A 25,654-nucleotide genomic window follows, 5' to 3' on the forward strand; every position below is an offset into this window, starting at 1 on the left:
GGCTTCAAACCTCTCGTAATCCTAATCCCAGTACAGTGCCTAAGCCCGGTCGTTGCACTGAGGGAATTTCTTGGTCAACCTCCAGCGAAAGAGCAATCACTGGGTCTACCTGAGTAGTAGGTAAGCTTAAGCGTTGGGTGAAAAATTCATCCAGTTGTCCAATTCCACCTCCAGGACCGGCTAGTAATAGCTGAGCGACTTCTAGATTGTCGCTCTGATTTAAATAAAAATCGATGGAGCGACGCAGTTCATCGGCGAGTTCTCCCAAGACTCTCAGCAGAGCTGCCATCCCTGGGTTAATCCCTGTAGCTCCAGTTCGTCCTCCTAACCCATCAGCGGGAACTGGTGGAATCGTCATCCCCTGTAGCAACTCTGTGTTCCTTGAGGTTGGTAAATTCATAGCTCGTGAAAGAGCGCTCTGGAGTTGGAACGTCCCGATGGGAACGGTACGAGAAAATTGAGGAACACCATCGACAATGATCGCAATCTCAGTGCTGTCAAATTCAATATCCACTAAGACAGCGGCTTCTTGGGGAGAAAACTGGCGCAGTTGCTCTCTCATCGTCCGAATCAGGGCAAAGCTATTAATCTCCAATACATCCACCTGTAATCCAGCTTGCCCAAATGTATCCAGATAGGTATCTGTGATTTCCTTACGAGTGGCGACTAAGAGGACTTGCACCTTTTCAATGCCATCTTCATCTTGAAAGAAGCCCAGCTTCTGATAATCCAAGTCTACTTCTTCACGGGGATAAGGTAGATACAGCCCCGCTTCATGGTTGAGTACCATGTCTCGAAGTTCTTGATCATCTAGCTCGGCGGGAATAGGGATAATGCGGATAATGGCTTCCCGCATCGGTACGGCAGTGGCGACGCGATCAACTTTGAGTTTACTCTCGGCTAAGGCTGCCCTAATCAGTTCAGCTAAAGCTGGGGAGTCGGCAATTTTCCCATCTTGGAAAATCCCATCCGGAACCTCGTGAGAGTATAGGGTGGCAACCTTATAGCCCTGACCCTGCTTTCGCAATTGAGCGATATTAATTCGTTCTGGAGCCAATTCTATCCCGACGCCTTTCTTGCCCTTGGAAAACAGCCCTTGAAAACGGTTAAACATATCCTGGTTCAGCGGGAGCGAAAATTAAGATTAAGAGACGTGATGAGCTGAAAGATTTAATCTAACAAGATTAATACTGATGCATGGTACCCAATCTAGCTCACAAACACCATGCTTAAGCGATATTTTCTCTAAGAATAAACAGGCAAGCTCCAACGGGAGGGAAGGTTGGTGCAAGAGCGATTCCAGAGCCTTTCGTCGCTTGGCTTAATATTGTTATTTTGGCACCCCTAACGATTCTTTGCGCCTGCACTCAGCTTTGACGATTACGATTGTGCGATCGCTACGTCTTTTGAGAGAGGCAATATGCTGATTGAGCCAGGTACTCAACCTCAATCATCCATCCTTGCTCTTGATTCAAAATGAACCTAAAAGGGAGGTGGGGCGAGAGGCGGCAAGCAACAGGCGACTCTTTCAATTTTAGTTTGCACAGAGGAAAGTGATAGCGCTGCCTCTAGTAGGTATCCGTCCAGCCGATTGTACAAAACGCAACTCTCAAGGGACTTGACTCCAAGGTAACGCTTCCAGAGACGCTCGCACCTTCAGTTGTCCTCTGCTTAGAGTAGGATCATTTACGGCTAATGCGATGCATCAAAATTAAAATTATAAGGTTACATGAGCAGAATCAGAACTTGGAAACGTTTAGGAATTTTGGCCTTGTTGGGGCTACTGTTGGGCTTGGTGATCAGTTGTCGTCCAACAGCCTCTTCCTCTAAAAATCCTGAGATTGAGTTCTGGACGATGCAATTGCAGCCGAAATTTAGCGATTACTTCAATCAACTCATCACTCGATTTGAAGCCGAAAATCCAGGTGTCAAGGTTCGCTGGGTAGATATTCCTTGGGCGGCAATGGAAAATAAAATCCTTACGGCGGTTTCGGCAAAAACCGCACCCGATGTGGTGAACTTGAATCCGGGTTTTGCCTCCCAACTAGCATCCCGTAATGCTTGGTTGGAACTGGATAGCCGAGTTCCAGAGTCTGTCCGTCGGCAGTATTTACCCAACATTTGGAAAGACAGTACCCTCAACGGTAAAAGCTTTGGCATTCCTTGGTATCTCACCAGTCGGGTGACAATTTATAACAAAGATTTGTTGCAAAAAGCGGGAATTAGCCAACCCCCTGCTACTTACGCTGAACTGGCACAGGTAGCCAAACAAATTAAGGATAAGACGGGGAAGTATGCCTTCTTTGTCACAGTGGTTCCCGGAGATTCGGGTGAGGTACTAGAATCCTTTGTACAGATGGGAGTAGAGTTAGTGGACGCTCAGGGTAAAGCGGCGTTTAATACTCCCAAAGGCAAAGCCACATTTCAGTATTGGGTAGATTTTTATCAACAGGGGCTAATACCCAAAGAAGCGCTCACCCAAGGGCATCGACGAGCGATCGAATTATATCAAGAGGGTGAGACGGCGCTGCTCTCTAGTGGTGCGGAGTTTATGGATACGATCGCTAAAAATGCCCCAAGCATTGCTAAAGCTTCAGCTACCGCCCCTCAGATTACCGGTGAGACGGGTAAAAAGAATGTGGCGGTGATGAATATCGTGATTCCTCGCGATACAGATAATCCGGATGCCGCCCTAAAATTTGCGCTGTTTGTCACCAACACTGAGAATCAGTTGGCTTTTGCCAAAGCGGCGAACGTTTTGCCCTCCACACTAGAGGCATTGCAGCAGTATCGGCGATCGCTAACCAGTGATGGCAAAGCATTGCCTGTAGAACAAGCTAGAGATATCAGTGCCAGTCAAATGGAACAGGCACAAGTATTGATTCCAACCATGAAAAACCTCAACAAATTGCAAAAGGCCATTTATGAAAATTTACAGGCGGCAATGTTGGGAGAAAAGACGGTAGATCAGGCAGTTACAGATGCTGCACAGGAATGGAATAGTAGTCTCTCTTGATAGGATGGACGAATACAATTCTCCTTGGTATTTGACACAGAAAAGGAAATTTTTTCCATGTCGTCCCTGCTAGAAAAATTAATGGAAGCCGGCTGGTGCTACGAAAGCAATCGGCCCCAGCATGAGAAAGAAATCAGTGAAATTTACAAAGACTGGGAGATTATTACTTATCCGGAATTAGCTTTACATTATCTCCCCACGGGAGAGTATTTTATCGGATCAATTAAAACGAGTTCAAAGTCAAGTGTCATTCAAGCCAAAGTAGGATTAATCAAAGCTCTAATTGATTCAGCATCCTAATCAAAAATGAGTTAGAGCCAATTATGCTGCTCGAAGCACGTCTTTAGATTTTGAGGTTGTGCGCGTTGAAAATCAAGCAATCCAGTCGGCGTCAATTTTTGTTAAAAGGGGTTAGCACTCTCTCTGCTAGCCTCCTATTAAAAGCTTGTCAAAAAGATTCCTCGTCTACTCAAGAGCCAACTCCTGTTAGCTTAGTAGATCCTTCTCAATATTTGCAATTTATCTCAGTACCACCGGCTCAAGGACGAATGCCTGCCGGGTTAATTGTTTGCCTACATGGTAATGGAAGTACACCTGAGTTTATGGCATCGTTTGCACCAGCCTTGAACCTCCCCCAATACCACCTTCTATTTCCTAGGGCACCCTTTTCTCATCCCACTGTTCCTGGCGGGAAGATGTGGTATGACTTAACAATTCAAAACTCCAAGCCGCAAATTGAAAACTACCAGCGCTTAGCGGAAAGCCGGCAACGGTTGACGAACTGGCTGAAGTCTCTGCAAGGTAGCTTTCGCCTCCCTCTATCACGCACGATTTTGAGTGGGTTGTCTCAAGGTGGAGCGATGACACTGGCTGTTGGCTTGACTTTGCCACTAGCGGGTTTGGTATCTTTGAGTGGCTATCTGCATCCAAATTCAACATCCAACCTAATGGGAAAAAACAGTTTTCCCCCTGTCTTGGTCGTGCATGGTAGACAAGATCAGATTATACCTCTAAGTGAGGCTGAACTTGTGAGAAATACCCTATCTGATCTTGGGGTGAATGTGAATTATCAATTGTTTGACATAGGGCATGAAATTACACCACAGGTGTTAGCTGTGATGCGAAATTTTGTTTTAGAGACAATGCCTTAAAGCTGTGCGAATTTAGGACTGTGAAAGATGTTGGGTATGAGCGATATATCATGGCACCCACTCTACACCCAACACCCAATACTTAACTAACCGCGAACGGGTTCTTCGACTTTCCAGGGAATTGGCGCTGTATCTTCCTGGCGTTCCAAATACTTACTCAGCGCATAAGCCATATCTCCACGAGTCATTGGTTCTAAGGGTTTAATCTGCTTTGTGGTGGCATCGACATTAATAAACCCCTCATATAACGCTGTGGCAACTGACTTTTTCGCCCAGTTTGGTATTCTATCTGAATCAGGATACTTAGAAAGCAATTCTGCAACAGTATCATCAGGAAACTGAAACACACCATAAGCCTGAGCCAAGATGGAAAAAGCTTCGGCACGAGTAACGCGTTGATTGGGAAAAAACTGTCCTGAACGATAGCCAGTCATGATGTTATTTTTCAGCACTAGCTGAATATCTTTATAAGCCCAGTGAGAAGCAGGAACATCTTGAATGGGAATCGCCGCTTGTTGCTGAGGTTGTCGTTGATCCAGCTTAAACGTTTTAACCAAAATCGAAGCGAGTTCCGCACGGTTGAGAATTCGTTCTGGACGAAAATTTCCATCCGGGTAGGGACTCATCAATTGAGCCGCCACTACCTGATCAATTGGATCATTCGGTGCTGATTCTTGAGCCAAAGCGGGAACAGTTTGCAGCAAAAACATGAAAGATAGAATGCTAACAATTCGATGCATGATGATTGCTAACGCTGCTTTTTGCAACGCCACGAGTTTTACAAAAAGGATTGACGTTACTATTAACACAGAAGTTCTCAATTAGAGCAACCTAGTGCAGCGGGGCGGAAATAACCCACCAGTTCAAAAAGGTTAAAAAGCTTACTGTAAAAGCAATATCTCTTCTGCCTTCTGCCTCCTGACTTCTGCCTTCTTGCACTAGGGGTTGAGGAAAGTGCCTGAACTTAGAGAACGATGAGGCTGAGGGCTAGGCCATCCTTTTCTACCTAATCGGAGCATATTGTGCTCAACCCGAACATGCCCTCCTTCGATTGGGTACTTTAACAGTTGAGCGAGGCGAACATTCTAAATTATGCTCCAATCGATTCACCCAATAGCAGGAGGCGAACTCGGCAATGCCAAGCTGAAATAAAAAATGGGTCTTCACGACCTTGTTGTGATGGATATCCGTTGAAAAACGCGCCTACCGTGTAAATATCAACGGTAGCAATATGCACTTAGGGTTGGGTGGCACCCCCTATCTCTATACCTAAATTTGTAGGTAGGCTGGATTGGCTTGCTAGCCAGGATTTTGAAGACTGTCTCAGATAATCTTTTTCCTTTTCAGGAACGAAGCCGTAAGTTGTTGAATCACTAAATTATCCGTTTGCAATTTTTGTACCAGAGAAACATCAGGAGCGGTAGATTAACCACAGCTCAAATCTTGGACTGCTGGCAAAGCTGCATTGTTTGTTTACTATCTTTTCTTTTGTGAAATTCTAATTATGCCTCAAACTCTTTACGTCAATCCAGGAAGCGGTAGTGATAGTGCTGATGGTAGCCAGTCTGCCCCCTTCAAAACCATTAAGAAAGCACTCGAAAAAGCCCAATCTGATACCACCATTCAACTGGCAGCAGGGAATTACACAGCGTCTAGCGGAGAAGCTTTTCCCCTGAATATTCCCAGTGGGGTGAAGGTGGTGGGTAATGAAGGGAATAAAGGCAGTGGCATTTTAATTGAGGGTAGTGGGCAGTATAACAGCCGTACCCAAGCGGGTCAGAATATCACGTTTTTAATGGAAAGTAATGCCGAACTGCGAGGAGTCACCGTTACCAATTTGGCAAGTCGAGGCACTGCCGTTTGGATTGAATCGACAGCCCCCACTGTTGCCAACTGCACCTTTACCAAGAGTAAGCGTGAGGGATTATTTGCCACAGGTGATGCTAATCCAGTCGTTCTGAATAATGATTTTCTGGACAATGATGGCAATGGCATCTCGATTACACGCAATAGCACAGGTGAATACCGAGGAAATATCTGCAAAGATGCAGGTTCTGGCATTAGCATTGATGGAACTTCTGCGCCCAAATTGGTCAATAACACCATTTCTGGAAATCGATATGGCTTGATTATTTCGGGTGAGTCTCGCCCCGTCTTGCGGAATAATCAGATTGAAAACAACACAGAAGAAGGTGTAGTTGTTACCAATAAGGCTGTACCCGATTTAGGCAGTAGCAAAGACCCCGGTAACAACACTATTCGTAATAACGCTCAGCTTGATTTGAACAATGCCACTGGCAGCCAACTGATTTCCTTCGGCAATACCTTGAGTGCGTCGAAAGTGAAAGGGTCAATTAGTATTGATGGCATTGCCTCCAATGGTGGGGGATCATCTGGTGGCGATGGTGGTTCATCCGGTGGTGATGGTGGTTCGTCCGGTGGCGATGGCGATGGGAAGCCCCCCACGACTTTTGCAGATATTCAGAACCATTGGGCAAAACCGTTCATTCAGGCATTGCTGGATAAAGGACTCATTACAGGCTTTAGTAATGGCACCTTTAGACCCGATGATAAGATGACCCGTGCTCAATATGCCGCCTTGTTGGTCAAAGCCTTTAACCCAACCGCCAAACGAGACGCCACGAAATTCACCGATGTGGCGAATGACTTTTGGGCGAAGGATGTGATTCAACAAGCCTACCGCAGCCAATTTATCTCAGGATTTCCCAATAATACCTTCCGACCGAATGATAATGTCCAGCGCATTCAAGTGATTGTCTCACTCATCAGTGGTTTGGGCTTGGGTGCCTCGGATACGGGGATTTTAACCGCTTATGACGACCGCAACACCATTCCTGACTATGCCAAGGATGAAGTGGCGACGGCAACGAAGAAGCAGATTGTGGTGAATTATCCGCAAACCAAGCAACTCAACCCCAACAAAGAGGCGACTCGTGGGGAGGTGGCGGCTTTTGTTTATCAAGCGTTGGTGGATGCCAAGCAAGCCAGTGCCGTTAACTCTCCTTATATTGTCGCCGTTCAGCCGGATGCGGGAGGTGATGGCCTTGCTTTTACCGATATTAAGGGTCACTGGGCGGCTGATTTTATTAGTGCTTTAGCGAAAGAGGGTTTAATCAGTGGCTTTAAGGATGGCAGCTTTAAGCCGGATGAGAAGATGACTCGTGCTCAATATGCCGCCTTGCTGGTTAAAGCTTTTAATCCAACCGTAAAACGGGATACGGCGAAATTTACCGATGTGGCGAATGATTATTGGGCAAAGGATGTCATCCAACAAGCTTATCGCGGTGAATTCGTGTCCGGCTTCCCCAATAATACCTTCCGACCCAATGAGAATGTACAGAAGGTGCAAGTATTGGTGTCAGTGGTGAATGGGTTGGGTTTATCGGCGTCTGATCCCAATGCTTTGACCGTTTACGATGACCGCACCAAGATTCCTGACTACGCCAAAGATGAAGTAACGACAGCCACGAAGAAGAAGATTGTGGTGAATTACCCACAAACCAAGCAACTTGATCCGACGAAGGAAGCAACCCGCGCTGAAGTAGCGGCAATCGTCTATCAGGCGCTGGTAGATGCCAAGAAGGTGAGTGCCATTAACTCTCCTTATGTCGTTTCTGCTTAACTCTGGAATGTTGAGATTGGGGATTTAGGATATAGCCGTTCTCAGTTGCGTAGAGTAGAGGGTCGGGAACATTTCGTACCTCTACCAAAGATTTGGATTTCACTCAATTGAGAACCGCTATATCTTATAGCTGTCGCCATAAAGTTTAGGACTTTCTTTAACGGCTTTTACGACCACGTATCAGTCATAAATCTTCTGCCTTCTGCCTCCTGCCTTCTGCCTTCTGCTATAGCGATCGATATTTCCCGATTCGCCATAAAAAAGCGATCGCTAAAATTAAACTGGGTGTGAGTACAGCAATCAAGGCGTTCACGGATGTTGCGCCCACGGGTAAGCTAGGCCCCCCGTACTTAATCAGAACAGAAACTCCAAGGGAAAGGATGAAAACTTTGAGAATAAAGTTTGCTTGAGTACTCATAAACTCAAAAAGTAAATCTTAAAATCCGCAGGATGTACTCAACAAGTGTAAGGTACCTGTTATAACCGTAGTACGTTACAGAACACTAAGTCATCGCTTCAAGGATTCCTTCTCCTATTCAATGGAGTCATACCCTGCATTTGGCTGCTTACGAACCATGGGATGATTCAGCAAAGACTTCGCCGATTGCAAACGCTTTTCGTGCGTTCCTCTCGCTGACACCCCCATTACCAGTGAGGGGTTCCGGATTAAACTATCGAAAGATTGAAGTCATCACTCACGTTAACTGCACTCCAACTCTAACATCATGAAGCTACAAGATTTTATCGGGAAAGACCTGAAATACAGCATGGAGGGAATTGCCACTGACAAAGAACTCGCCACCCAGATTCAAGTTTTGCTCATCGGTTTGAGACTCCTGGAACCGCCTGCTGACGGCAAGTTTGGCCCCATTTCTCAAAGGGCGCTCCAAAAATTTCAAACCCTGATGAAAATAAACGAGCCAGAACAGCTCGGAGCGGAAACGGCAAAGCAACTCATTGAAACTAAACCAGAAGATTTACCAACCCCTCCACTCAAGCTCGGCAATGACTTGGCGAGTCGTATTGTCAAGTATATGCAGCTTAAAAAATACGAAATTTTTCAGGGAATTGGAGAGTATAACATCGTTTACATTGAGGGGATGAACGCCGACGCTACCCTCAATAACGATCCCCCCAACTATTTTAATGACCGCAGGATGGTGATCCAGATTGTCGATGGCGTTCCGGCTATTGTTGGTAACTGGCAAGCTACAACCGAGCCAGGATACCGTTATACTGAACGTCCTATGAATCCTGAGGGCGCAGCCCGCATCAAATTTGGTCAATATAAAGCTTGGCAGGTCGGGATTCATGGTACCGCTGACCGTCACGAAGCGCTCATACAAACAGGAGGAACGGTTACCGTACACCGAGACTTCAACAAAGACTACCAAAGAGTTGGCGACAAAGAAGATACGGGGTACTTTGCGATTAACCAGCACTGGGGTTACGACTTGCCCAGCAACAACGTTTATTATGCCAGTGCGGGTTGTTTAGTTGGGCGCTTACGTCAGGGACATCGGGAGTTTATGAGCCTGATTAAAAAGGATCGACGCTTCCAGCTCAATAGCCGTTACATCTTCTATACGACGGTGATCTACGGACAGGATCTGATGAAGGAAACTGGAGGGCTATCCGAATCGTTGCAACTTTTGAAGGAAGGTTCAAGTGGGCCGCTAGTCAAGCAACTACAGCAAGCTTTAAAAGATAAAGGATTTAATCCTGGAACAATCGATGGCGTCTTTGGTTTAGGCACAAAAGCGGCTGTCAGAGCCTTTCAGCAGGCCAATAAGCTGGAGGCAGATGGGCTGGTAGGCAAGCAGACCTGGAATGCTCTGGGCATCGCATGAGCTGATTCTTAGGGTCTGTGTAAAAATAACATCGCCATTTCCAGTAGGGGCTGAGGCTTCAGTCATATCTTGGATGAGCAAGAATATGGGTAATGCTGTGCCCCTACTTCAACCACACCCCATCCCAACCCCTAACGGACATGAGAGAGCCTGATCCACTAGAAAATCGAGAACTTCAGCGTTTACAGATGTTTGTATACCTGATTCCTGTCTTTGGCTTTTTCCCTGCCCTGTGGACGCTGTATCGCCGTCAGGGGACGCGGGAACAACAGAGCGTGAGTCGCTTGTCTATTACCTTGGCGTTCGCTTGGCTGCTGGGTTACCTTTTATTAGCCGTCGGAGCAGGAGTGCCAACCTCGGAATTTTGGACGCTACGCTTGTTATTTATGAATAGTCTGCTGACTTCTGGCTATTTTGTCGTGAGTATTGGATTAATGGTACGTTTGTGGCAACGCAAGCCACCGCGTCTTCCTGGAATTACCCAGATTGCTGAGAAAACTTTACGCAAACACTTATAATTCAACCTCCCAGTATGAGCCTCTTGCCTCTTCGGCATGAGCCAGTGTTTAATAGTCTTTTTTGACAAATTGCTGGAATTCCTTCTAGGATTTACCGGGTTTTGCTGCAAACGGTCAGAAAAGCTGCTATGAGTGTTCTTATTCAAGACTTCATATTAGACTCAGGGTTAAGCATTAGACCTTTCCAGAAACTAGATTTCAGTTTAGGCAGCAAAAGAGTTCCAGGCTCTTTTTTGGAGAGGTTTATATAGTGCATCGGTGAGTTATCTTCAGAGATTCCCATCCCTATTGCGTGTGTGTGAGGAAGCTAAGTGTCTGCTCGAAAAACTTATCAAAAATCTCCTTCGGGGCAGAACAGCGATTACGCCAAGTTTGCCAGCGAAGCTAATCGCCCCGTTCGGAAAAAGTCTTTCAAAGGAAAGTCAGGGCATTGGCTCTGGCTTTGGATGGGCTTTACTGGTGTGGCTATGTTGTCGGCAACAGCAGGTGCGCTAGTAGCCGTATCACTCTCTAGTAAGCCCTTCCAGCAAAGTCTTCTCCGTCCTGATGAGGCAGCAATGTTTACTCAGGGTGGAAGTATGGCTACAGGCAATATGCATTTACCAGAATTGACTCGACCTGTCAATATTTTAATTTTAGGAACTAAAGTTCTTGCCTCTGATTTAGGGGAGAAAGAGACGGATAAGCCTGCGTATGAGCTGATCAACTCTTTTGAGGGGAATACCGATACGATGCTCTTGCTCCGGTTTGACCCAGAGGCAAAGAGGTTAACCGCCCTCTCCATTCCTCGCGATACTCGCGCTTATATAGAGGGATATGGCACGACTAAAATCAATGCTGCCAATGTTCACGGCGGGCCGGCACTGACAGCGAAGACAGTAAGTGAGCTATTAGGGGGTGTTGGCATTGATCGCTATATCCGAGTGAATGTTCAAGGGATTCAAAGCCTGGTTGATGCGTTAGGAGGCGTCACCGTCTATGTCCCTCAAGACATGAAATATAAAGATGACTCTCAGCACCTTTACATCAACCTGAAGAAGGGCAAACAGCATTTGGATGGGGAGAAAGCTCTACACCTTTTACGCTTTCGCTACGACAAAAATGGCGATATTGGTCGAGTGCAGCGGCAGCAACTCGTAATGCGGGCACTTACGGAGCAAGCACTCAATCCGACCACTTTGTCCCGGCTACCAAAAATTCTCTCCGTTATTCAGTCCCACATTGACACTAATTTAAGCGTAGAAGAACTCGTTGCATTGGTGAGTTTTGGTGTCCAAACCAATCGCTCCAACATGCAAATGCTGATGGTGCCTGGTCAGTTTAACGGCGATGGGCGGCACGATGTTAGTTACTGGCTACCAGACAAACGCGGTATCCAGCGCATGGTAGCTCGATACTTTGACCAAGGCTTTAGCGAGACTCGTGAAGTTAACCCAGCCTATGTGCGAATTGCGATTCAAGATAGCACGGGTCAGCCAGAGGCTGCTTCTTCTGTGATCAAAAATCTTCAGGAAGCGGGCTACCGAAATATTTCCATTGATAATAATTGGCACGAACCGTTGCGAGTTACTCGGATTGTCGCGCAGCAGGGAGACCCCCACAGCGCTACTGCCATCCGGGGTCATTTGGGATTGGGGGAGGTACGGGTGGAAAGCACAGGTAATCTGGGTTCAGATGTCACGATTCAGTTGGGTCAAGACTGGCTGCAAAAAGAAGCTTCTTCCCAACCGCGTTTTTCTACTTATTAAGTGTTGCCTATCTACTAGAAAAGACTAAAGCTAGGTCTGGGGATTCATTGACTCACTTTCATCCTGATAGACTTCAGCCTTCGTCGTGATCCAATCCTGCAAGATGGGATTAACCAGTTCTGGTGCTTCATCTTGAGGACAATGACCCACACCTTCTAAGGGAATAAACTTTTCGACTTGAGGATACTCTGCCAACTCTTGTCCCAAATTAATCGGTTCCCAGGGGTCTTCTGTTCCCCATAAAAATATCGCAGGACAAGGCAACAGAGGTAAAAGGTCTTCAGGTAACGGGCCTTGAGAATAGCGAGTGAAGGCCACAAATACATCTACCGCCCCAATGTCAGCCGCTGGTGCCATGAGCAGATCGACCAGTTCGTCGGACACGGCTTCAGGATTTTTATAGGCTTGTAAAAGGATATTACGCACAACCTTGGGCTTAGCCAGTTGACCAAAAAATAATTGACCAATCCACTTAATACTGAGCAAGCCTTGAACCATTGGTGCTCCCATGCTTCGATACCAAGGTAGTTCAGCGCGTTTGCGGTCATGTAACAGCCGCAGAGAACAGTTGAGCATTGCTACTCCTAAAGCGATATCGGGATGATCCACGGCAGCTTGCATGGCAACAATACAGCCAATCGAGTTACCAACCAAAAAAGCCGGTTCACCAATAACTTCCCGGCAGAAATCAGCAACTTGCTGCCCCCAAGTTTCAAAAGTGTACTCAATTTCCAGCTTGGGTGTAGGCTTGGCTGATGCCCCAAAACCTATTAAGTCAATGGCATAACAACGGCAGTGTTCCCCTAGTACAGGTAAGTTCTTGCGCCAGTGTCCTAGAGATGCGCCAAAGCCATGAATTAACACAACGGCTGGCCCTGTGTTGCCTTTGGATTGATAGGCAATGGGGAAACTTCGCCAAGTCCAGGTTTTTGTTTGGGTGTTCGGGTTGATGGGGGTGGTGGAAGAAGAGAGAGTCATGGAAGTTAAACGTGTGTTGGCGTACTCTTAGTTGGTCAAATTGCTTTCCCTGTTTATATTTTGTAACAAATATGACTTACTCTTCCTCACATAGCGACTTTTGGGATACTTAGGGAGGCTTGCCTAACGATTCACTGTCTTAAAATCAGAGAAAGTTCTACTTTCAAATCCCAATGGATAAGTTGTTGTGTTGCTTTATCAAGATTGAAAAATCGATTCAGATTACTACTCTAATTGGGCTAGCGGTGTTCTTGAGTTACTTGGGATTTCTAAACTGTTGCAGTGATCGTACTCCTCCTGTCTCAAATACCTTGCCAACAATACAGCAGTAGGAAATACATCGGCACACTGATTGTCGGCATTTCAAGCTACACAATACGTTACGACAAGTCAGGTGAGGCAATCAGCCTACTCAGTTCTTTGTAGGAACCTACTATCAGCATCAAGGCGTTGTTGTTCATAAGCGATCGCTCACTCTTCTCTTTTATCACTTGTTCGATATAGTTCTGGACTAAAGGCACTTGGATGCGATCGCACACCCATTGATACTGGCAACTGACCAACAGCGAGTCATATATAAACTTGCCGATTTTCTCAACCGACGAATTGCCCTATCGTTAATAGAAGCTAGTTCTTTAACTCCGGTAAGCTACCGAACGTTTTGAACAACTAGCCCTGGGCTGAATCCATTCATCCCCCTTAACCAAAGTTACGACAACTGAGTCAGCGTCTGTCCTCTAGTCTGAGTGAAGGGCTAGAGTTCAACACAGCCGTTGACACAAGTTGTCTTTGCCGCTTCGTCGGAAATTATGTAACGATCATTTTCTGCAAAGTTTTTGGTGTTCCTTTGATGCTCCTGCAAACATCTACTACCGTTGAGCCATTTCTAGGGCCTGAATTTCAGGCATCTTACGAAGCGTCACAAGTGGTCATTTTACCCATACCCTTTGAGGCGACAACCAGCTACCGCAAAGGCTGCCAAAATGGGCCAGAAGCGCTCCTAGAAGCCTCTGTGCAGCTCGATTACTATGATGATGAGCTCGATCGCGAAACCTGGAGAGATGCTCTCGTCCACACCCACTCCTATATCGCCGATACGCGCTCTTTGCCACCGATTTCCTCCGAGAAGATGCTGGAAGTCACTCGTGACACTGTGTCTCAACTGATTCAAGATGGCAAATTTGTCATTGCCTTAGGCGGCGAACACAGCATTACGACCGGTATTGTGGATGCCTACCGCATTGCCTTAAACGAACCCTTCACAGTGATTCAAATCGATGCCCATGGCGATATGCGCTATGAGTACGAAGGTTCGATTCACAGCCATGCCTGCGTGATGCGCCGAATCATAGATATGGGGTTACCTACTCTCCCGGTTGGCATCCGCAGTCTGTGTAAAGAAGAGGCTGACTTGATTAAAGCCCAATCGATTCCCGTGATGTGGGCACGGGAGATTGCCAAAAATCCCAATTGGATCGAACAAGCGATCGCCAAAATTTCTACACCACGGGTATTTATCACCATTGATGTCGATGGCATCGATCCCTCTATAATGCCGGGAGTTGGTACACCCGAACCGGGCGGATTGAGCTGGTATGGGCTGACTGACTTCCTCAGGCGAGTGTTTGAAACCCATCAAGTGATTGGTTGCGATGTCATGGAATTAGCACCTGTTGTTGATTCAGTGGTGTCTCAATTTACAGCCGCCAAATTAGTCTATAAGTTAATTGGCTATCAAGCTAACGTAAAACGTTAGTAGAGCTAGATGAGGGCCAATTTTGACGCCCTCATCTTTCATGAAAACACTATTTAATGAGTTCGGGTCAAGGAAAAATTTTGTTGATAACAACTAAGCGATATGAATCTCATGGAAAAGACTGGAACTCCTGTTGGCAGTTATGCTCCGGATTTTGAACTACCAGGAATTGATGATAAGGTTCATCACCTCTCCTATTACCTACAAAATTGGCAAGTCATAGGAGTCATCTTCCTAAGCAACCACTGTCCTGTTGTCTTGTCTTATCTAGACAGACTCAAGCAAATTCAAGCTCAGTTTCAGAACCAAGGCTTTACCTTAATTGGTATTAACGCTAACGATGCTGAGCAAGACTCGGAAGAAAGCTTCAAAACTATGAAGCAATTTGCTCTGGCTCGGCAACTCAATTTTCCTTACCTTTGGGATTCTACTCAGGATGTGGCGCATAGCTTTGGAGTGGAAAGAACGCCGGAGGCGTTTGTGATCGATCACAAAGGAATTCTCCGCTATAACGGTCGAATTGACGATAATCCACAAGAGGAAAACGCCGTCACCGTGCCTTATTTGCAAAATGCGATCGCGGCTTTACTCTCAGGACAAGAGGTTCATCCAGATGCAACAAAGGCAATTGGCTGCGCGATTAAGTGGCGAAACGAGTTAAAAATGGGTAATGAGTAATGGGTAATGGGTAATGGATAAGACCAACATCGGTAATAGAGACAGACAAACCTCTAGACTGTTATCGTATGGGGGAGGAAATGGAGAAAAAAGAGTCGTAGCATGGGGATAAAATACCGACGGGTTTTACTAAAGTTGAGCGGTGAAGCCTTGATGGGCGAACTGGGCTACGGTATTGATCCGAGTGTCGTTCAAGAAATTGCCACTGAAGTCGCCGAGGTGGTGGGTGAAGGCGTCCAAATGGCTATTGTTGTTGGCGGCGGTAACATCTTTCGTGGTATCAAAGCCTCAGCGGCAGGAATGGATCGGGCAACGGCTGACTACATCGGGATGATTGCCACGGTGATGAACGCTATGACTTTGCAAGATGCCTTAGAGCGAATGGGAATACCGACACGAGTTCAAACGGCGATCGCCATGCAAGAAGTGGCAGAACCCTATATCCGCCGTCGAGCTATTCGCCATCTGGAAAAAGGGCGTGTTGTAATTTTTGGCGCAGGTAGTGGGAATCCTTTCTTTACGACTGACACAACGGCTGCTCTACGCGCCGCAGAAATCGATGCTGAAGTGATCTTTAAGGCGACGAAAGTCGATGGAATTTATGATTCCGACCCTCATCAAAATCCAACAGCCCGCCGCTTTCAGAGCCTTACCTACAGTCATGTCCTGACTCATGACTTGCGGGTGATGGACAGTACAGCGATCGCATTATGTAAAGAGAATAATATCCCGATTATGGTATTTGATCTTACGGTGCGGGGTAATATCCACCGCGCTGTTAAGGGAGAACCTGTCGGAACCATTGTGGGAGGTTTTTGTGAAGTTATCTGATGCTGAAAGTAATATGCAGAAAGCGGTAGAGGCGACTCAACGCGCTTTCAATACCATTCGCACAGGTCGCGCCAATGCGACCCTACTCGACCGGGTAATGGTGGACTATTATGGTTCCCCTACACCCCTGAAGTCTCTGGCGAATATCAATACGCCGGATGCAAGTACCATTACCATCCAACCCTATGACAAGACCAGTCTGAACGTGGTCGAGAAAGCCATTCAACTATCAGACATTGGCTTGACTCCCAATAACGATGGTCAGGTCATTCGGTTGAATGTTCCGCCATTAACCAGCGAACGCCGCAAGGAGTTTGTGAAAATGGCTAGCAAGTTTGCGGAAGAAGGGAAAGTTGCGATTCGCAATATTCGCCGCGACGCTGTTGACTCTGTCCGCAAACAGGAAAAAAGTAGTGAAATCTCTGAGGATGAGTCGAAAGATCTTCAGGACAAGATTCAAAAACTGACGGATAAGCACATTGCCAAAATTGATGAGTTACTAGCGGAGAAGGAAAAAGATATCACAACGCTTTAATGCAGAGAGTCTCATACAACTGAAAAGAGTGAGCCGACAAACCCCTTGTTTTCTTCAAGTTGATCAGAATGGAGTGGTGGCTCACTCCTCATGCTCAAAGAACTCTTTTCCTGTTCATAGGTAAGCTGGTCTTTGAAAAGTGTTAGCTGCGCGATGAAGTCTAGGAAGATAGACTGGCATTCGCCGCCCAATTACGCCTGTTTAGATTTTGAGAAAATGTAAAACTTTTATGAACTATTCTTTGCAGATCTAGCCAACCTGATACTCGGTGTAAATAATGAATGAAAGCTAAGGACTGTTCCGTTAGGCAGCGAAGCGAAGAAATCTCTCAAATAGTCCAGATATCCTGCCTAAAGCCCGGAAAATAATGGAGCAAGGCTTTAAATATTTGGGTGATGGTGAAAAATATCATTTCCCAAATTTGCCAGTACCTAGAACTTAGGCATTTTGACATTAAGGAGAATCGACATGGGACTTACCGATGGTCTGAATGACTCAAATAAAAAAGATAGCTTAGTGGCTGACACCGTAAATTTGATGGACGAACATGTCAATGCCAAGAGCGGGCTTGGTGGTATGGCATGGAAAGCCGCCTATGGAACTGTAAAGGGAGTCAAGCCAGGTTATATTGAAGGAGCTGTAGAACGGCTTCTGCCGGAATGCTTAGTAGCGCTCGATCCCATGTGGAGTGAGGGCGTACAGGCAGGTGACCCAGTTCAACACCTTAGCCAGAACAGCTCTCGTGCGGCTGACGCATTGCTAGGTATCACCGATGCCAGAATCGAGAAAACCAGCAACGGCATGGTGCGAAGCGCCTATAAGCAACTTCGCGGGTCAGCCAAGAATGAGGTGGAGACGGCAGTACCCAGCTTAGCCAAAATCATCGATAAGTACACCAAGAGCTAAATGGCGCTGACTTGACCGATAAGAGCGGCAGAAGCCGGAGCCTGATTCCGTTCTCCTGCCGTTGATGACAACGTAAAGTCAGTATTCAACGCTCTCCGCTCTCAAGAGTGAGCCACCCTCACAAGCCTTTAGTCGTCGATAATGAGGCATGAGAGTTTTGTTGTACTAGTGTCTTTGCGAGTATAGAGTGATGGAAAATACTGAGTGGCTCAATTGGGTGGCCGGTGGACTAGCGATCGCCATTTTCATTGGTGGAATGCTGATGATGTTCACAACCGTTTGGACAACCAAGAAAAAATAACTCAGTTAACCTTCCCGATTCGTTACATTGAGTTTTCCTTAAACAAGCTGAACAGCTTGTGTTAATTCGATACACTGTTAGCTTAACCACAACACTTCTATTCACCAACAGGAGTCCGGTTACCAAAACCGTTACCAGAACCTTGTTGCTGGTGAGTTAGTTCTACAATCCAATGTAGTTAAGTTAAGACTCCTCATGCCAAACACCGTGGAACAACCAGTCCCACGGTTTTTTATGGCTATAGTTGTCAGTGGTGAATTTCGATCAGCGTCGGAGGTTGAGTAGCTCTTGGGGAGAGGCTAATAACTTAATCTGGGCGTAAAGAATTTCCCGTTCGGGGTTGAGGATAAAGATCCAGGCAACGTTGACGCCGAACAAAGAAGTCTGGACTTTGCCTTTCACCTGGATTTGAATTTGGTCTTCTTCTAAAGCTTCGGCAATTCCCTCTCTAGGGAAGAGCTGCATTCCCTTGGCTTCGGCTTTCAGGTAAGTTGCGATCGCTTCTTTCCCTTCTATTGGCTCCTCAAACGGTGGGTGCAGCGCACCGGTTGGCGCAAACAAAGCTGCCGTTCCTTCATAATCAGCGGCGTTCATCGTTTGAAAATAACGCCACACCACGGATTCATCAATTCCTTCTATAGTCCAGTCAACCCCTGTAGCCGATGGAGTCGTCGTACTTTTATCTTCGGCAATGGTCATCGCAACATCCTAAATTTTTCAATTACGACATTAGTTTTAAAGGAAAAAGGCAGGTTTAGACCTGCCCTTTTAGAAGGAGTGTGCAGTACTATTCGCCGATATCAGGTTAGATATTCTTCCTTGGGGTCTCCTGATTTCATATTGCAACGTTTTATTAACAATACTAATAAAATTTATCAATAGGCTTCCCAAGAAATTATTATTAATAGTTTGGGAAATTTGTGATCAATGTCACTGTCAGAGGAAATATCTGTCAGCAGCAGTCAGGTCAAACAGGAAGCGCGTTCACTGGGTTTTCATTTATGTGGAATCGCGGCGGTAGATGATCAGGCGTCCTCACCTACACGGGAACATCTCGAAGCATGGCTGGCTTTAGGGTACCAGGCAGATATGGCTTGGATGGATAATCCCCAACGGTTTGACATCCGTGCCTGTATGCCAGAGGTTCAGTCGGTTATTTGTGTGGCGCTGAATTACTACACCCCCCACCAGCGTCCACAAGGTTCCGAATATGCCAAAATCTCCCGTTACGGTTGGGGTCGAGATTACCACAAGGTAATGCATAAAAAATTGAAAGCATTAACGAACTGGCTCTCAGCACAAGGTGAAGGAATTTTAGCTCGTTATTATGCGGATACAGGGCCGGTTCAGGATAAAGTCTGGGCACAGCGAGCTGGAATGGGTTGGATTGCCAAAAATGCTAATGTAATTACACGAGAGTATGGCAGTTGGGTGTTTTTAGGGGAAGTTTTGACGAATCTGCCCTTAACCCCAGACCAGCCCCATACCCAACATTGTGGTACCTGTACTCGTTGTCTTGACGCTTGTCCGACAGGTGCAATTACCAAGCCGTTTGTGGTCGATGCCAATCGATGCATTGCTTACCATACAATAGAGAATCGGCGTCAAGAATTACCGGAATCTCTTGCACCCTATTTAGAAGGCTGGGTTGCAGGTTGTGACATCTGCCAGGACGTTTGTCCTTGGAACCAACGTTTTGCCCAAGAAACCGATGTTGCGGAATTTCAGCCCTATCCCTGGAATGTGGCTCCTACACTTACAGAATTAGCAACTCTCTCCGATGATGAGTGGAACCGACGCTTTCCTGCGTCGGCGCTGCGGCGGATTAAACCAGAGATGCTCCGACGAAATGCTCAAGCAAATCTTAAGGCGGCTCAAGCCTCTAACCAGTGATTTTCTATGCAGGGAAATATTGAAAGATTTCAACTTCTAGCCATCAAAGCTTAGATCAAAAAAAGCCTGTCTCTTTTCCATCGACCTGAATTCCTGGTTTTTGAAAAATCCAGCCACAATAATGAATACAAAAGTGATTATTTTTGATTTTGATGGCACATTGGCTGATACCTTCGACGCCTTTGTCATGATTAGTAATCGCTTAGCTTTAGAGTTTGGATATCCACCAACGACTCCAGAGGAAATTCCTAAACTTAGGAATTTAAGTTCTAGGGAAATTATTAAAAAATCAGGAATTTCACTTTTTAAGATGCCCTTTCTTTTGAAGAAAGTTAGAGAATATTTACATCAAGAAATTCTCAATCTTAAAACAATTCCTGGGATTCAAGATGCCCTTATTCAGTTAAAGCATGAAGGATACTGTTTAGGGATATTAACTTCTAACTCAGAAGAGAATGTTAAGCTGTTCTTAAAAAAACATGGAATGCAAGATTTATTTAGCTTCATTTATTCAGAAAATTCACTTTTTAGTAAAGATAAGTCACTTTTAAAGTTAATGAAAAAAAATAATCTTAGGTCAGACGATCTTCTTTACGTAGGAGATGAAACACGAGATATTGAAGCGTCAAAAAAGATTCAAATTAAAGTCATTGCTGTCACTTGGGGGTTTAATTCAGGGGAAGTATTAACTAAACACAATCCCGATTTTTTGATTGAGCAACCGAGTGAATTGATTGAGGTCTTGGGAAGCTTACAACAAATTGTCTCTTAAATGGCTTGCGCCATGAAAGTATAATCTGACTTTCCTGCCAACCTGAGCGCCAATTCCTACAGAATGTAGAGAAAGGTTAAAAATCATTTCACTAAAACAACAGCAACATTGTTTTAGTCTGAGCTGAATGCCATGCAGGCAGGAGGGTTGAGGCATTGCTAAGAAAGTTGAACCGTCGTAAGTCCTGACTCACATAGGACTTCAAGTCTGAGACAATCAGAAACGATCTCAAAAACAAAGCAATCATTCCCCACGTTTCCTCAATTAGAGATAGAGATTTTTTTTGACCACTAGGGAGAACACTGTATGAAATTGGCTTACTGGATGTATGCAGGCCCCGCCCACATTGGTACCTTGCGCGTCTCCAGTTCTTTTAAAAACGTCCATGCCATCATGCACGCGCCGATTGGAGATGACTACTTCAACGTCATGCGCTCCATGTTAGAACGCGATCGCAATTTTACCCCAGTGACGATCAGTTCCGTAGACCGGAATGTCTTGGCACGCGGTTCCCAGGAAAAAGTGGTGAACAACATCACCCGCAAGGATACCGAGGAAACCCCAGACTTGATTGTTCTCACACCCACCTGCACCTCCAGCATCCTGCAAGAAGACCTGGAAAACTTTGTCCAACGGGCGCAGTTGGATGCCAAAGGGGATGTGATGCTAGCGGACGTAAACCACTACCGCGTCAATGAACTACAAGCCGCAGACCGTACCCTAGAGCAAATTGTCCAGTTTTACATTGCTAAGGCACGCAAGCAAGGGCATCTGCCCGAAGGCAAAACGGAAAAGCCTTCCGTCAATATCATCGGCATTTCTTCCCTGGGCTTCCACAATCACCACGATTGCACCGAACTGAAGCGGTTAATGGCTGACCTTGGTATTGAGGTCAACGAGGTGATTCCAGAAGGCGCTTCGGTTCACAACTTGAAGAATTTGCCTCGTGCTTGGTTTAACCTGGTGCCTTATCGAGAAATCGGCTTGATGGCAGCGCGTTACCTGGAACAAGAATTCGGGATGCCTTATGTAGACATTACTCCCATGGGAGTTGTGGAAACAGCGCGTTGCATCCGCAAGATTCAACAAGTGATTAATGCCCAAGGTGCTGAGGTTGATTACGAAGAGTACATCAACAACCAAACCCTGTATGTTTCCCAAGCGGCTTGGTTCTCTCGTTCCATTGACTGCCAGAATTTGACGGGTAAGAAAGCTGTCGTCTTTGGTGATAATACCCATGCGGCTGCCATGACCAAAATTTTGGCACGGGAGATGGGAATTCACGTTGTCTTAGCTGGCACTTACTGTAAGTACGATGAAGAGTGGTTCCGCGAACAGGTAAGCGAATACTGCGATGAAGTACTCATTAGTGATGATAATGGGGCAATTGGAGATGCGATCGCACGCATTGAACCCTCCGCTATCTTCGGTACCCAAATGGAACGCCACGTCGGTAAGCGCTTAAGCATCCCTTGTGGTGTTATCGCCGCGCCGATTCATGTTCAAGATTTCCCCATCGGTTATAAGCCATTCCTGGGTTACGAAGGCACCAATCAAATGGCTGATTTGGTCTACAATTCCTTTACTCTAGGAATGGAAGACCACCTGTTAGAAATCTTCGGCGGTCACGATACCAAGGAAGTAATTACTAGAGGAATTTCTGCTGATTCTGACCTCGGTTGGAATAAGGAAGCGCAAGCCGAATTGAACAAGGTTCCTGGTTTTGTTCGCGGTAAGGTGAAGCGTAATACCGAGAAGTTTGCTCGTGAGCGTGGCTTTAGTGAAATTACTCTCGAAGTGATGTACGCGGCGAAGGAAGCTGTGGGTGCGTAATTAACACTGACTTATCCGCTTTACCCACAGAATTACATAAGAGTGTTTCCTTTGGGGGACGCTCTTTTTTGTGTTTATAAATAATCTGTAGGGATGGGTTTGGTGATGGAAATGGCACAAACTAATTCTAATCAGGTCAAACTTTATACCCGATTTATTTCAATACTGAAAATAAGTCAGTATATCGGCTACTTCATTGTAGTTGTCTTAAGTCTCTTTTTTTTCGTGGTGACTGGGAATGTAATTGCATTTACACCCGTCGCCAATATTTGGTTTTTTTATATTATTTATATTCTGTTACAAGCAGCAATTGGCTGTGTGATTGTCTACATTTTTACCCAAGCACTGATAGCGATCATCGACCTTTTAAGTCGTATAGAACACAATACCCGGCGTTTGTAAGCTGGAGTGCTTTTAGTATATAGGATGTGTTAGCTCTTGCGTAACGCATCAATGTCGATGGGGAAATAGCTATTTGGTGGGTTACAGCGACGCCACGCTCCACCCTACTCCCTTCAAATTCTTATTTAGCAGAGATTTCAGTCTTATCTTGACACCAATGGATAATATCACGCTCGTCCCATGAGTGGGGTGTAACTTTCGAGAGTGATAGACGCTCCATTGGGAGTTGCAAAATCACTGAAATTTCGCTAAACTCTCTCCAGAGAAAAATCGAGGCAATCAAAACTGACTCCAAAAAACTGTAAAGTTTTGTTAGCGTCTGTCACCCAAGTGTTGTCCTTAACTCAATAGAGTTTTTGAGCAACTCTTGACAATAAGTTATCCCGAAAATCGAGCAAAAAACTGGTTTGAATTCAAATAAAAACCGCTCAAATTGAGGAGCTTTAAGTTCATGAATATCACCAAGACCGAATTGAAAAATGAATTGCATCTGGAATCGGTTGACGAGGTGACGAAAGCTCAACAGCAGCTTAACCACTCTAATTTGGAAGAATCTTTTCTCAATCCAGTAGAGGCAAATGAAATTCGCCGCTACTTTCATTTACTAGAAACCGGTTTGACGCCTCAAGAAGCAGAACAACAGGCGAAGCTTACGACTTCAAACCATAGTATTAATGGAAATGGGCAAAATTCAGGCCAGCCAGCTCATACTAACCCGGCTTCAAAGATTGAACAGATTCTGCAAAATCAGCAGAACTTAGCTCGCACGTTGTTGGAACTCAGCCATAAACAAGCGGAGTTGTTAGAAGCAAAATCTTGGACACAATTTCAAAGCACTTATGCGAGCCATTTAAATAACGATATTAGTAAATTTACTGATGATATGACAGCCTTGTTTTCTGTCATGAATTCTAATATAGAGAATGCCGAATTCATTTCGACGGAGGAGTATGAACCCCTCCCTTTCGATTCGAGGCCCAAGATGCCCCCTCTCGACCGATTACCCAGCGCTTTGTAGAGTCAGAACAACGTCTCATCGGTGCCTCTGAGCAAATGGGCAAAGAAGTTTCAGACTTCACTGTTCAAAAAGTACAGCAGGGGCAAATTAGTCTGATGAAGCGAATTAATAGTGCTTGGATTAATGGGGTGGTTTCGGGAATTGCGGTTGGCGTCTTGATGGCCTATATTAGCTGGGAATCTAGTGGTAGGCAAGGCAAGCTAACCGAATATATTTCCAGTTCCTTACTGTTTTCTTCACTGATTACAATTTCCACAATGGCTGGGGCTTCAGTGGGATTCACCCAGGCTCTGAGGCGGAAATTTGAATCGGCTAAAAACAGCTAAAAATAAGCTCTTTTACCGTTGTGGGTAAGGGCGGGCAAGATGCTTATTCCTCCACAATAATCGGGAGGGTTTTTTGAGAAGCGATCGCACTTATTGTAGCGAAGATGCGATCTGCGCTTCGCAGCAGCGCTTCGCTATCGCTCTCAACCTCCTTTCAGGCTTGTGCTTCTTGTTTACATTTGAAGTACCAGTAGAGATTGGCAACGGTTAAATCTGGTATGGCTTGCCAATTTGAGGGAGCTAAAGCTTTCAAGCCAGAGGCTGGTGCTTGCTGACTAATGTAGGATTCATGTTCTCGGCGTAAGTCAGGCTTGACGATGAATTTAAGTTGGTCACGCAGGGATAGGTAATGAGACTTTGGTTTTAAATTCTCATACAGTAATTGTTCCTCTGGTTCTGCTGCAACTGCTGGGGTTTGATTATCATCTGAACTTGCAACTGTTGGGATGTCTGAACTAGCTAATAACTGCTGTTCATCTGGGGAGAGAGTTTGTATCCAATCAACTTGATTTTGCCAAGATTCTATTACGGGTAGATCGAGGCTATGAATTCGTGCGAGTTCTGGAAATAGAAAATCTAACTCTTCCTGAGATTCGCAACGCTCAACCACTGTCAGGGAATCTTGCCGGATTTTGTCTTGGAGGTGAGAAAGGCGATCGCTCACAGCAGCAGGCGCATTCTGCAATTGAAAGGTCAAAGCCATTGTTTGCTCGATAGCCCAAGCGCATTCCACTCTACGAAGATGTCCAGCGGCACAGGTCGCTTCTAACAGGTGAGGCTCGTTATAGTCAGCAAGGGCATTAGCTAAGAGGAGCTGTGCGTTTCCAAGGGTAATATTTCTAGTACTCAGGTCTTCTATTAACAAAGCCGATTTAATTAGACGTAGCGCTTCCTGAAACTGTCCATAGGCTTTCCTCAAAGCCAAGCGATGCATCTCAAACTTAACATCTTGGGCAACCTGGTCAATTCGTTGTATAATTTCTGCTCCTTGGTCTTTCAGGGCTTTTTTCATGTCAATAAAGCCGTCTTTGACTTCCAATCTCAGTTGTTTTACGTCTTCCCTCAGTTTTAAGGTTTGCTGAAGGTTTACCGCTGACAAGACTACACCAGCTACAGTTCCTACACCAATCAGGGCTGTAGTCGCTTGGAGAACTCCCACACTGTTCTGGAGAGCGTGTACGCTAGCCTGAACCGCGTCTAGTCTCTTGTAGGTTGCTTGAAATCCTCTGTGAGTTTGAATCATTTGTGCGCCGCCCAATATCATCTGTGGAACAGCTAAAAATGGTTGACCTACCACACCAACCGCATGACCAACAATCTGACCTGTTGCAGCATCTCTGACTAAGCTCAACGGTACACCTGTGGACGAGATAACTTGCTTGAGTACACCAGTGGCAAGTCCAACCATATGTTCGGGGCGAAATACGAATAGCATAATTTTATTCGATTGGTGCCTAGAAGGGGAAATTACTCGATATTGTAGGTTGGAGTCTTATAAA

At 45.7% G+C, this 25,654-nt stretch carries 26 protein-coding genes; 18 read left to right on the plus strand and 8 right to left on the minus strand.

Annotated features, from left to right (window positions below):
* Positions 1–4 precede the first annotated feature (4 nt).
* A complete protein-coding gene (gene pilM, locus MIC7113_RS22450; RefSeq protein ID WP_015184477.1) occupies positions 5–1,114 on the minus strand; it encodes a type IV pilus assembly protein PilM in 1,110 nt (369 codons plus the stop codon).
* Between the two features lie 615 nt (positions 1,115–1,729).
* Here pilM and MIC7113_RS22455 point away from each other — a divergent pair.
* From MIC7113_RS22455 to MIC7113_RS22465, 3 genes are all read left to right on the plus strand, one after another.
* A complete protein-coding gene (locus MIC7113_RS22455) occupies positions 1,730–3,016 on the plus strand; it encodes an ABC transporter substrate-binding protein (protein WP_015184478.1) in 1,287 nt (428 codons plus the stop codon).
* A gap of 24 nt (positions 3,017–3,040) precedes the next feature.
* Positions 3,041–3,316, plus strand: a complete 276-nt coding sequence (locus tag MIC7113_RS22460; protein WP_226883506.1) for a hypothetical protein — start codon at positions 3,041–3,043, stop codon at positions 3,314–3,316.
* 65 nt (positions 3,317–3,381) lie between these two features.
* A complete protein-coding gene (locus tag MIC7113_RS22465; protein ID WP_015184480.1) occupies positions 3,382–4,167 on the plus strand; it encodes an alpha/beta hydrolase in 786 nt (261 codons plus the stop codon).
* A gap of 86 nt (positions 4,168–4,253) precedes the next feature.
* Here the strand turns inward: MIC7113_RS22465 and MIC7113_RS22470 are convergent, their stop codons facing one another.
* Together MIC7113_RS22470 and MIC7113_RS36760 are read right to left on the minus strand one after the other, a co-directional pair.
* Positions 4,254–4,940 carry an S-layer homology domain-containing protein gene (locus tag MIC7113_RS22470; RefSeq protein ID WP_015184481.1) on the minus strand — a complete coding sequence of 229 codons (687 nt, stop codon included), beginning with the start codon at positions 4,938–4,940 and terminating at the stop codon, positions 4,254–4,256.
* A gap of 317 nt (positions 4,941–5,257) precedes the next feature.
* Positions 5,258–5,404 carry a hypothetical protein gene (locus tag MIC7113_RS36760; protein ID WP_155898076.1) on the minus strand — a complete coding sequence of 49 codons (147 nt, stop codon included), beginning with the start codon at positions 5,402–5,404 and terminating at the stop codon, positions 5,258–5,260.
* Between the two features lie 267 nt (positions 5,405–5,671).
* Here MIC7113_RS36760 and MIC7113_RS22475 point away from each other — a divergent pair, with 267 nt between their 5' ends.
* The gene (locus MIC7113_RS22475; protein ID WP_015184482.1) at positions 5,672–7,810 is read left to right on the plus strand and encodes an S-layer homology domain-containing protein; all 2,139 of its coding nucleotides are present in this window, start codon (positions 5,672–5,674) and stop codon (positions 7,808–7,810) included.
* Between the two features lie 226 nt (positions 7,811–8,036).
* On the opposite strand, the gene MIC7113_RS22480 is transcribed toward MIC7113_RS22475, so the two are convergent.
* Entirely contained in the window at positions 8,037–8,228 is a 192-nt protein-coding gene (locus MIC7113_RS22480) for a hypothetical protein (protein ID WP_015184483.1), read from the minus strand.
* Between the two features lie 307 nt (positions 8,229–8,535).
* On the opposite strand from MIC7113_RS22480, the gene MIC7113_RS22485 reads away from it, so the two are divergent.
* From MIC7113_RS22485 to MIC7113_RS22495, 3 genes are all read left to right on the plus strand, one after another.
* Positions 8,536–9,660, plus strand: a complete 1,125-nt coding sequence (locus MIC7113_RS22485) for a peptidoglycan-binding domain-containing protein (RefSeq protein ID WP_015184484.1) — start codon at positions 8,536–8,538, stop codon at positions 9,658–9,660.
* 140 nt (positions 9,661–9,800) lie between these two features.
* Entirely contained in the window at positions 9,801–10,178 is a 378-nt protein-coding gene (locus tag MIC7113_RS22490) for a hypothetical protein (protein ID WP_041780177.1), read from the plus strand.
* Positions 10,179–10,489: 311 nt separating this feature from the next.
* Positions 10,490–11,926: an LCP family protein gene (locus tag MIC7113_RS22495; RefSeq protein WP_015184486.1), complete on the plus strand. Its 1,437-nt coding sequence runs from the start codon at positions 10,490–10,492 to the stop codon at positions 11,924–11,926.
* A gap of 30 nt (positions 11,927–11,956) precedes the next feature.
* Here the strand turns inward: MIC7113_RS22495 and MIC7113_RS22500 are convergent, their stop codons facing one another.
* Together MIC7113_RS22500 and MIC7113_RS36765 are read right to left on the minus strand one after the other, a co-directional pair.
* Positions 11,957–12,904, minus strand: coding sequence for an alpha/beta fold hydrolase (locus tag MIC7113_RS22500; RefSeq protein WP_015184487.1), 948 nt, complete (start codon positions 12,902–12,904; stop codon positions 11,957–11,959).
* A 380-nt stretch (positions 12,905–13,284) separates the two neighbouring features.
* Positions 13,285–13,467 carry a hypothetical protein gene (locus MIC7113_RS36765; protein WP_155898077.1) on the minus strand — a complete coding sequence of 61 codons (183 nt, stop codon included), beginning with the start codon at positions 13,465–13,467 and terminating at the stop codon, positions 13,285–13,287.
* 287 nt (positions 13,468–13,754) lie between these two features.
* On the opposite strand from MIC7113_RS36765, the gene speB reads away from it, so the two are divergent.
* From speB to MIC7113_RS22525, 5 genes are all read left to right on the plus strand, one after another.
* Entirely contained in the window at positions 13,755–14,660 is a 906-nt protein-coding gene (speB, locus tag MIC7113_RS22505) for an agmatinase (RefSeq protein ID WP_015184488.1), read from the plus strand.
* Positions 14,661–14,771: 111 nt separating this feature from the next.
* A complete protein-coding gene (locus tag MIC7113_RS22510) occupies positions 14,772–15,338 on the plus strand; it encodes a thioredoxin family protein (protein ID WP_015184489.1) in 567 nt (188 codons plus the stop codon).
* 102 nt (positions 15,339–15,440) lie between these two features.
* Positions 15,441–16,169 (plus strand): UMP kinase, encoded by a 729-nt coding sequence (gene pyrH, locus MIC7113_RS22515; RefSeq protein WP_015184490.1) that lies wholly within the window; start codon positions 15,441–15,443, stop codon positions 16,167–16,169.
* A complete protein-coding gene (frr, locus tag MIC7113_RS22520) occupies positions 16,156–16,704 on the plus strand; it encodes a ribosome recycling factor (RefSeq protein ID WP_015184491.1) in 549 nt (182 codons plus the stop codon). Before pyrH ends, frr begins: the two co-directional genes overlap by 14 nt.
* Positions 16,705–17,172: 468 nt before the next feature.
* Positions 17,173–17,610 carry a DUF6918 family protein gene (locus tag MIC7113_RS22525; protein ID WP_015184492.1) on the plus strand — a complete coding sequence of 146 codons (438 nt, stop codon included), beginning with the start codon at positions 17,173–17,175 and terminating at the stop codon, positions 17,608–17,610.
* A gap of 565 nt (positions 17,611–18,175) precedes the next feature.
* Here MIC7113_RS22525 and MIC7113_RS22530 read toward each other — a convergent pair.
* Positions 18,176–18,610 carry a ketosteroid isomerase family protein gene (locus tag MIC7113_RS22530; RefSeq protein WP_015184494.1) on the minus strand — a complete coding sequence of 145 codons (435 nt, stop codon included), beginning with the start codon at positions 18,608–18,610 and terminating at the stop codon, positions 18,176–18,178.
* 228 nt (positions 18,611–18,838) lie between these two features.
* Between MIC7113_RS22530 and queG the strand changes: the two genes are divergently transcribed.
* The 6 genes from queG to MIC7113_RS22560 all read left to right on the plus strand — a co-directional run bounded on the left by queG (position 18,839) and on the right by MIC7113_RS22560 (position 24,155).
* The gene (queG, locus tag MIC7113_RS22535) at positions 18,839–19,804 is read left to right on the plus strand and encodes a tRNA epoxyqueuosine(34) reductase QueG (protein ID WP_015184495.1); all 966 of its coding nucleotides are present in this window, start codon (positions 18,839–18,841) and stop codon (positions 19,802–19,804) included.
* Positions 19,805–19,925: 121 nt separating this feature from the next.
* The gene (locus MIC7113_RS22540) at positions 19,926–20,576 is read left to right on the plus strand and encodes an HAD-IA family hydrolase (RefSeq protein WP_015184496.1); all 651 of its coding nucleotides are present in this window, start codon (positions 19,926–19,928) and stop codon (positions 20,574–20,576) included.
* Between the two features lie 306 nt (positions 20,577–20,882).
* Complete coding sequence (bchB, locus tag MIC7113_RS22545) at positions 20,883–22,409, plus strand: ferredoxin:protochlorophyllide reductase (ATP-dependent) subunit B (protein ID WP_015184498.1); 1,527 nt, start codon at positions 20,883–20,885, stop codon at positions 22,407–22,409.
* Between the two features lie 111 nt (positions 22,410–22,520).
* On the plus strand, positions 22,521–22,811 hold the full coding sequence (locus MIC7113_RS22550) for a hypothetical protein (protein WP_155898078.1): 291 nt from the start codon (positions 22,521–22,523) through the stop codon (positions 22,809–22,811).
* A 451-nt stretch (positions 22,812–23,262) separates the two neighbouring features.
* Entirely contained in the window at positions 23,263–23,829 is a 567-nt protein-coding gene (locus MIC7113_RS22555; RefSeq protein ID WP_015184500.1) for a hypothetical protein, read from the plus strand.
* 35 nt (positions 23,830–23,864) lie between these two features.
* Positions 23,865–24,155: a hypothetical protein gene (locus tag MIC7113_RS22560; RefSeq protein ID WP_015184501.1), complete on the plus strand. Its 291-nt coding sequence runs from the start codon at positions 23,865–23,867 to the stop codon at positions 24,153–24,155.
* A 154-nt stretch (positions 24,156–24,309) separates the two neighbouring features.
* Here the strand turns inward: MIC7113_RS22560 and MIC7113_RS22565 are convergent, their stop codons facing one another.
* Positions 24,310–25,590: a hypothetical protein gene (locus MIC7113_RS22565; RefSeq protein ID WP_015184502.1), complete on the minus strand. Its 1,281-nt coding sequence runs from the start codon at positions 25,588–25,590 to the stop codon at positions 24,310–24,312.
* Positions 25,591–25,654: the final 64 nt, after the last annotated feature.

Origin of the sequence: Allocoleopsis franciscana PCC 7113, from assembly GCF_000317515.1 — a bacterium.
GTDB lineage: Bacteria > Cyanobacteriota > Cyanobacteriia > Cyanobacteriales > Coleofasciculaceae > Allocoleopsis > Allocoleopsis franciscana.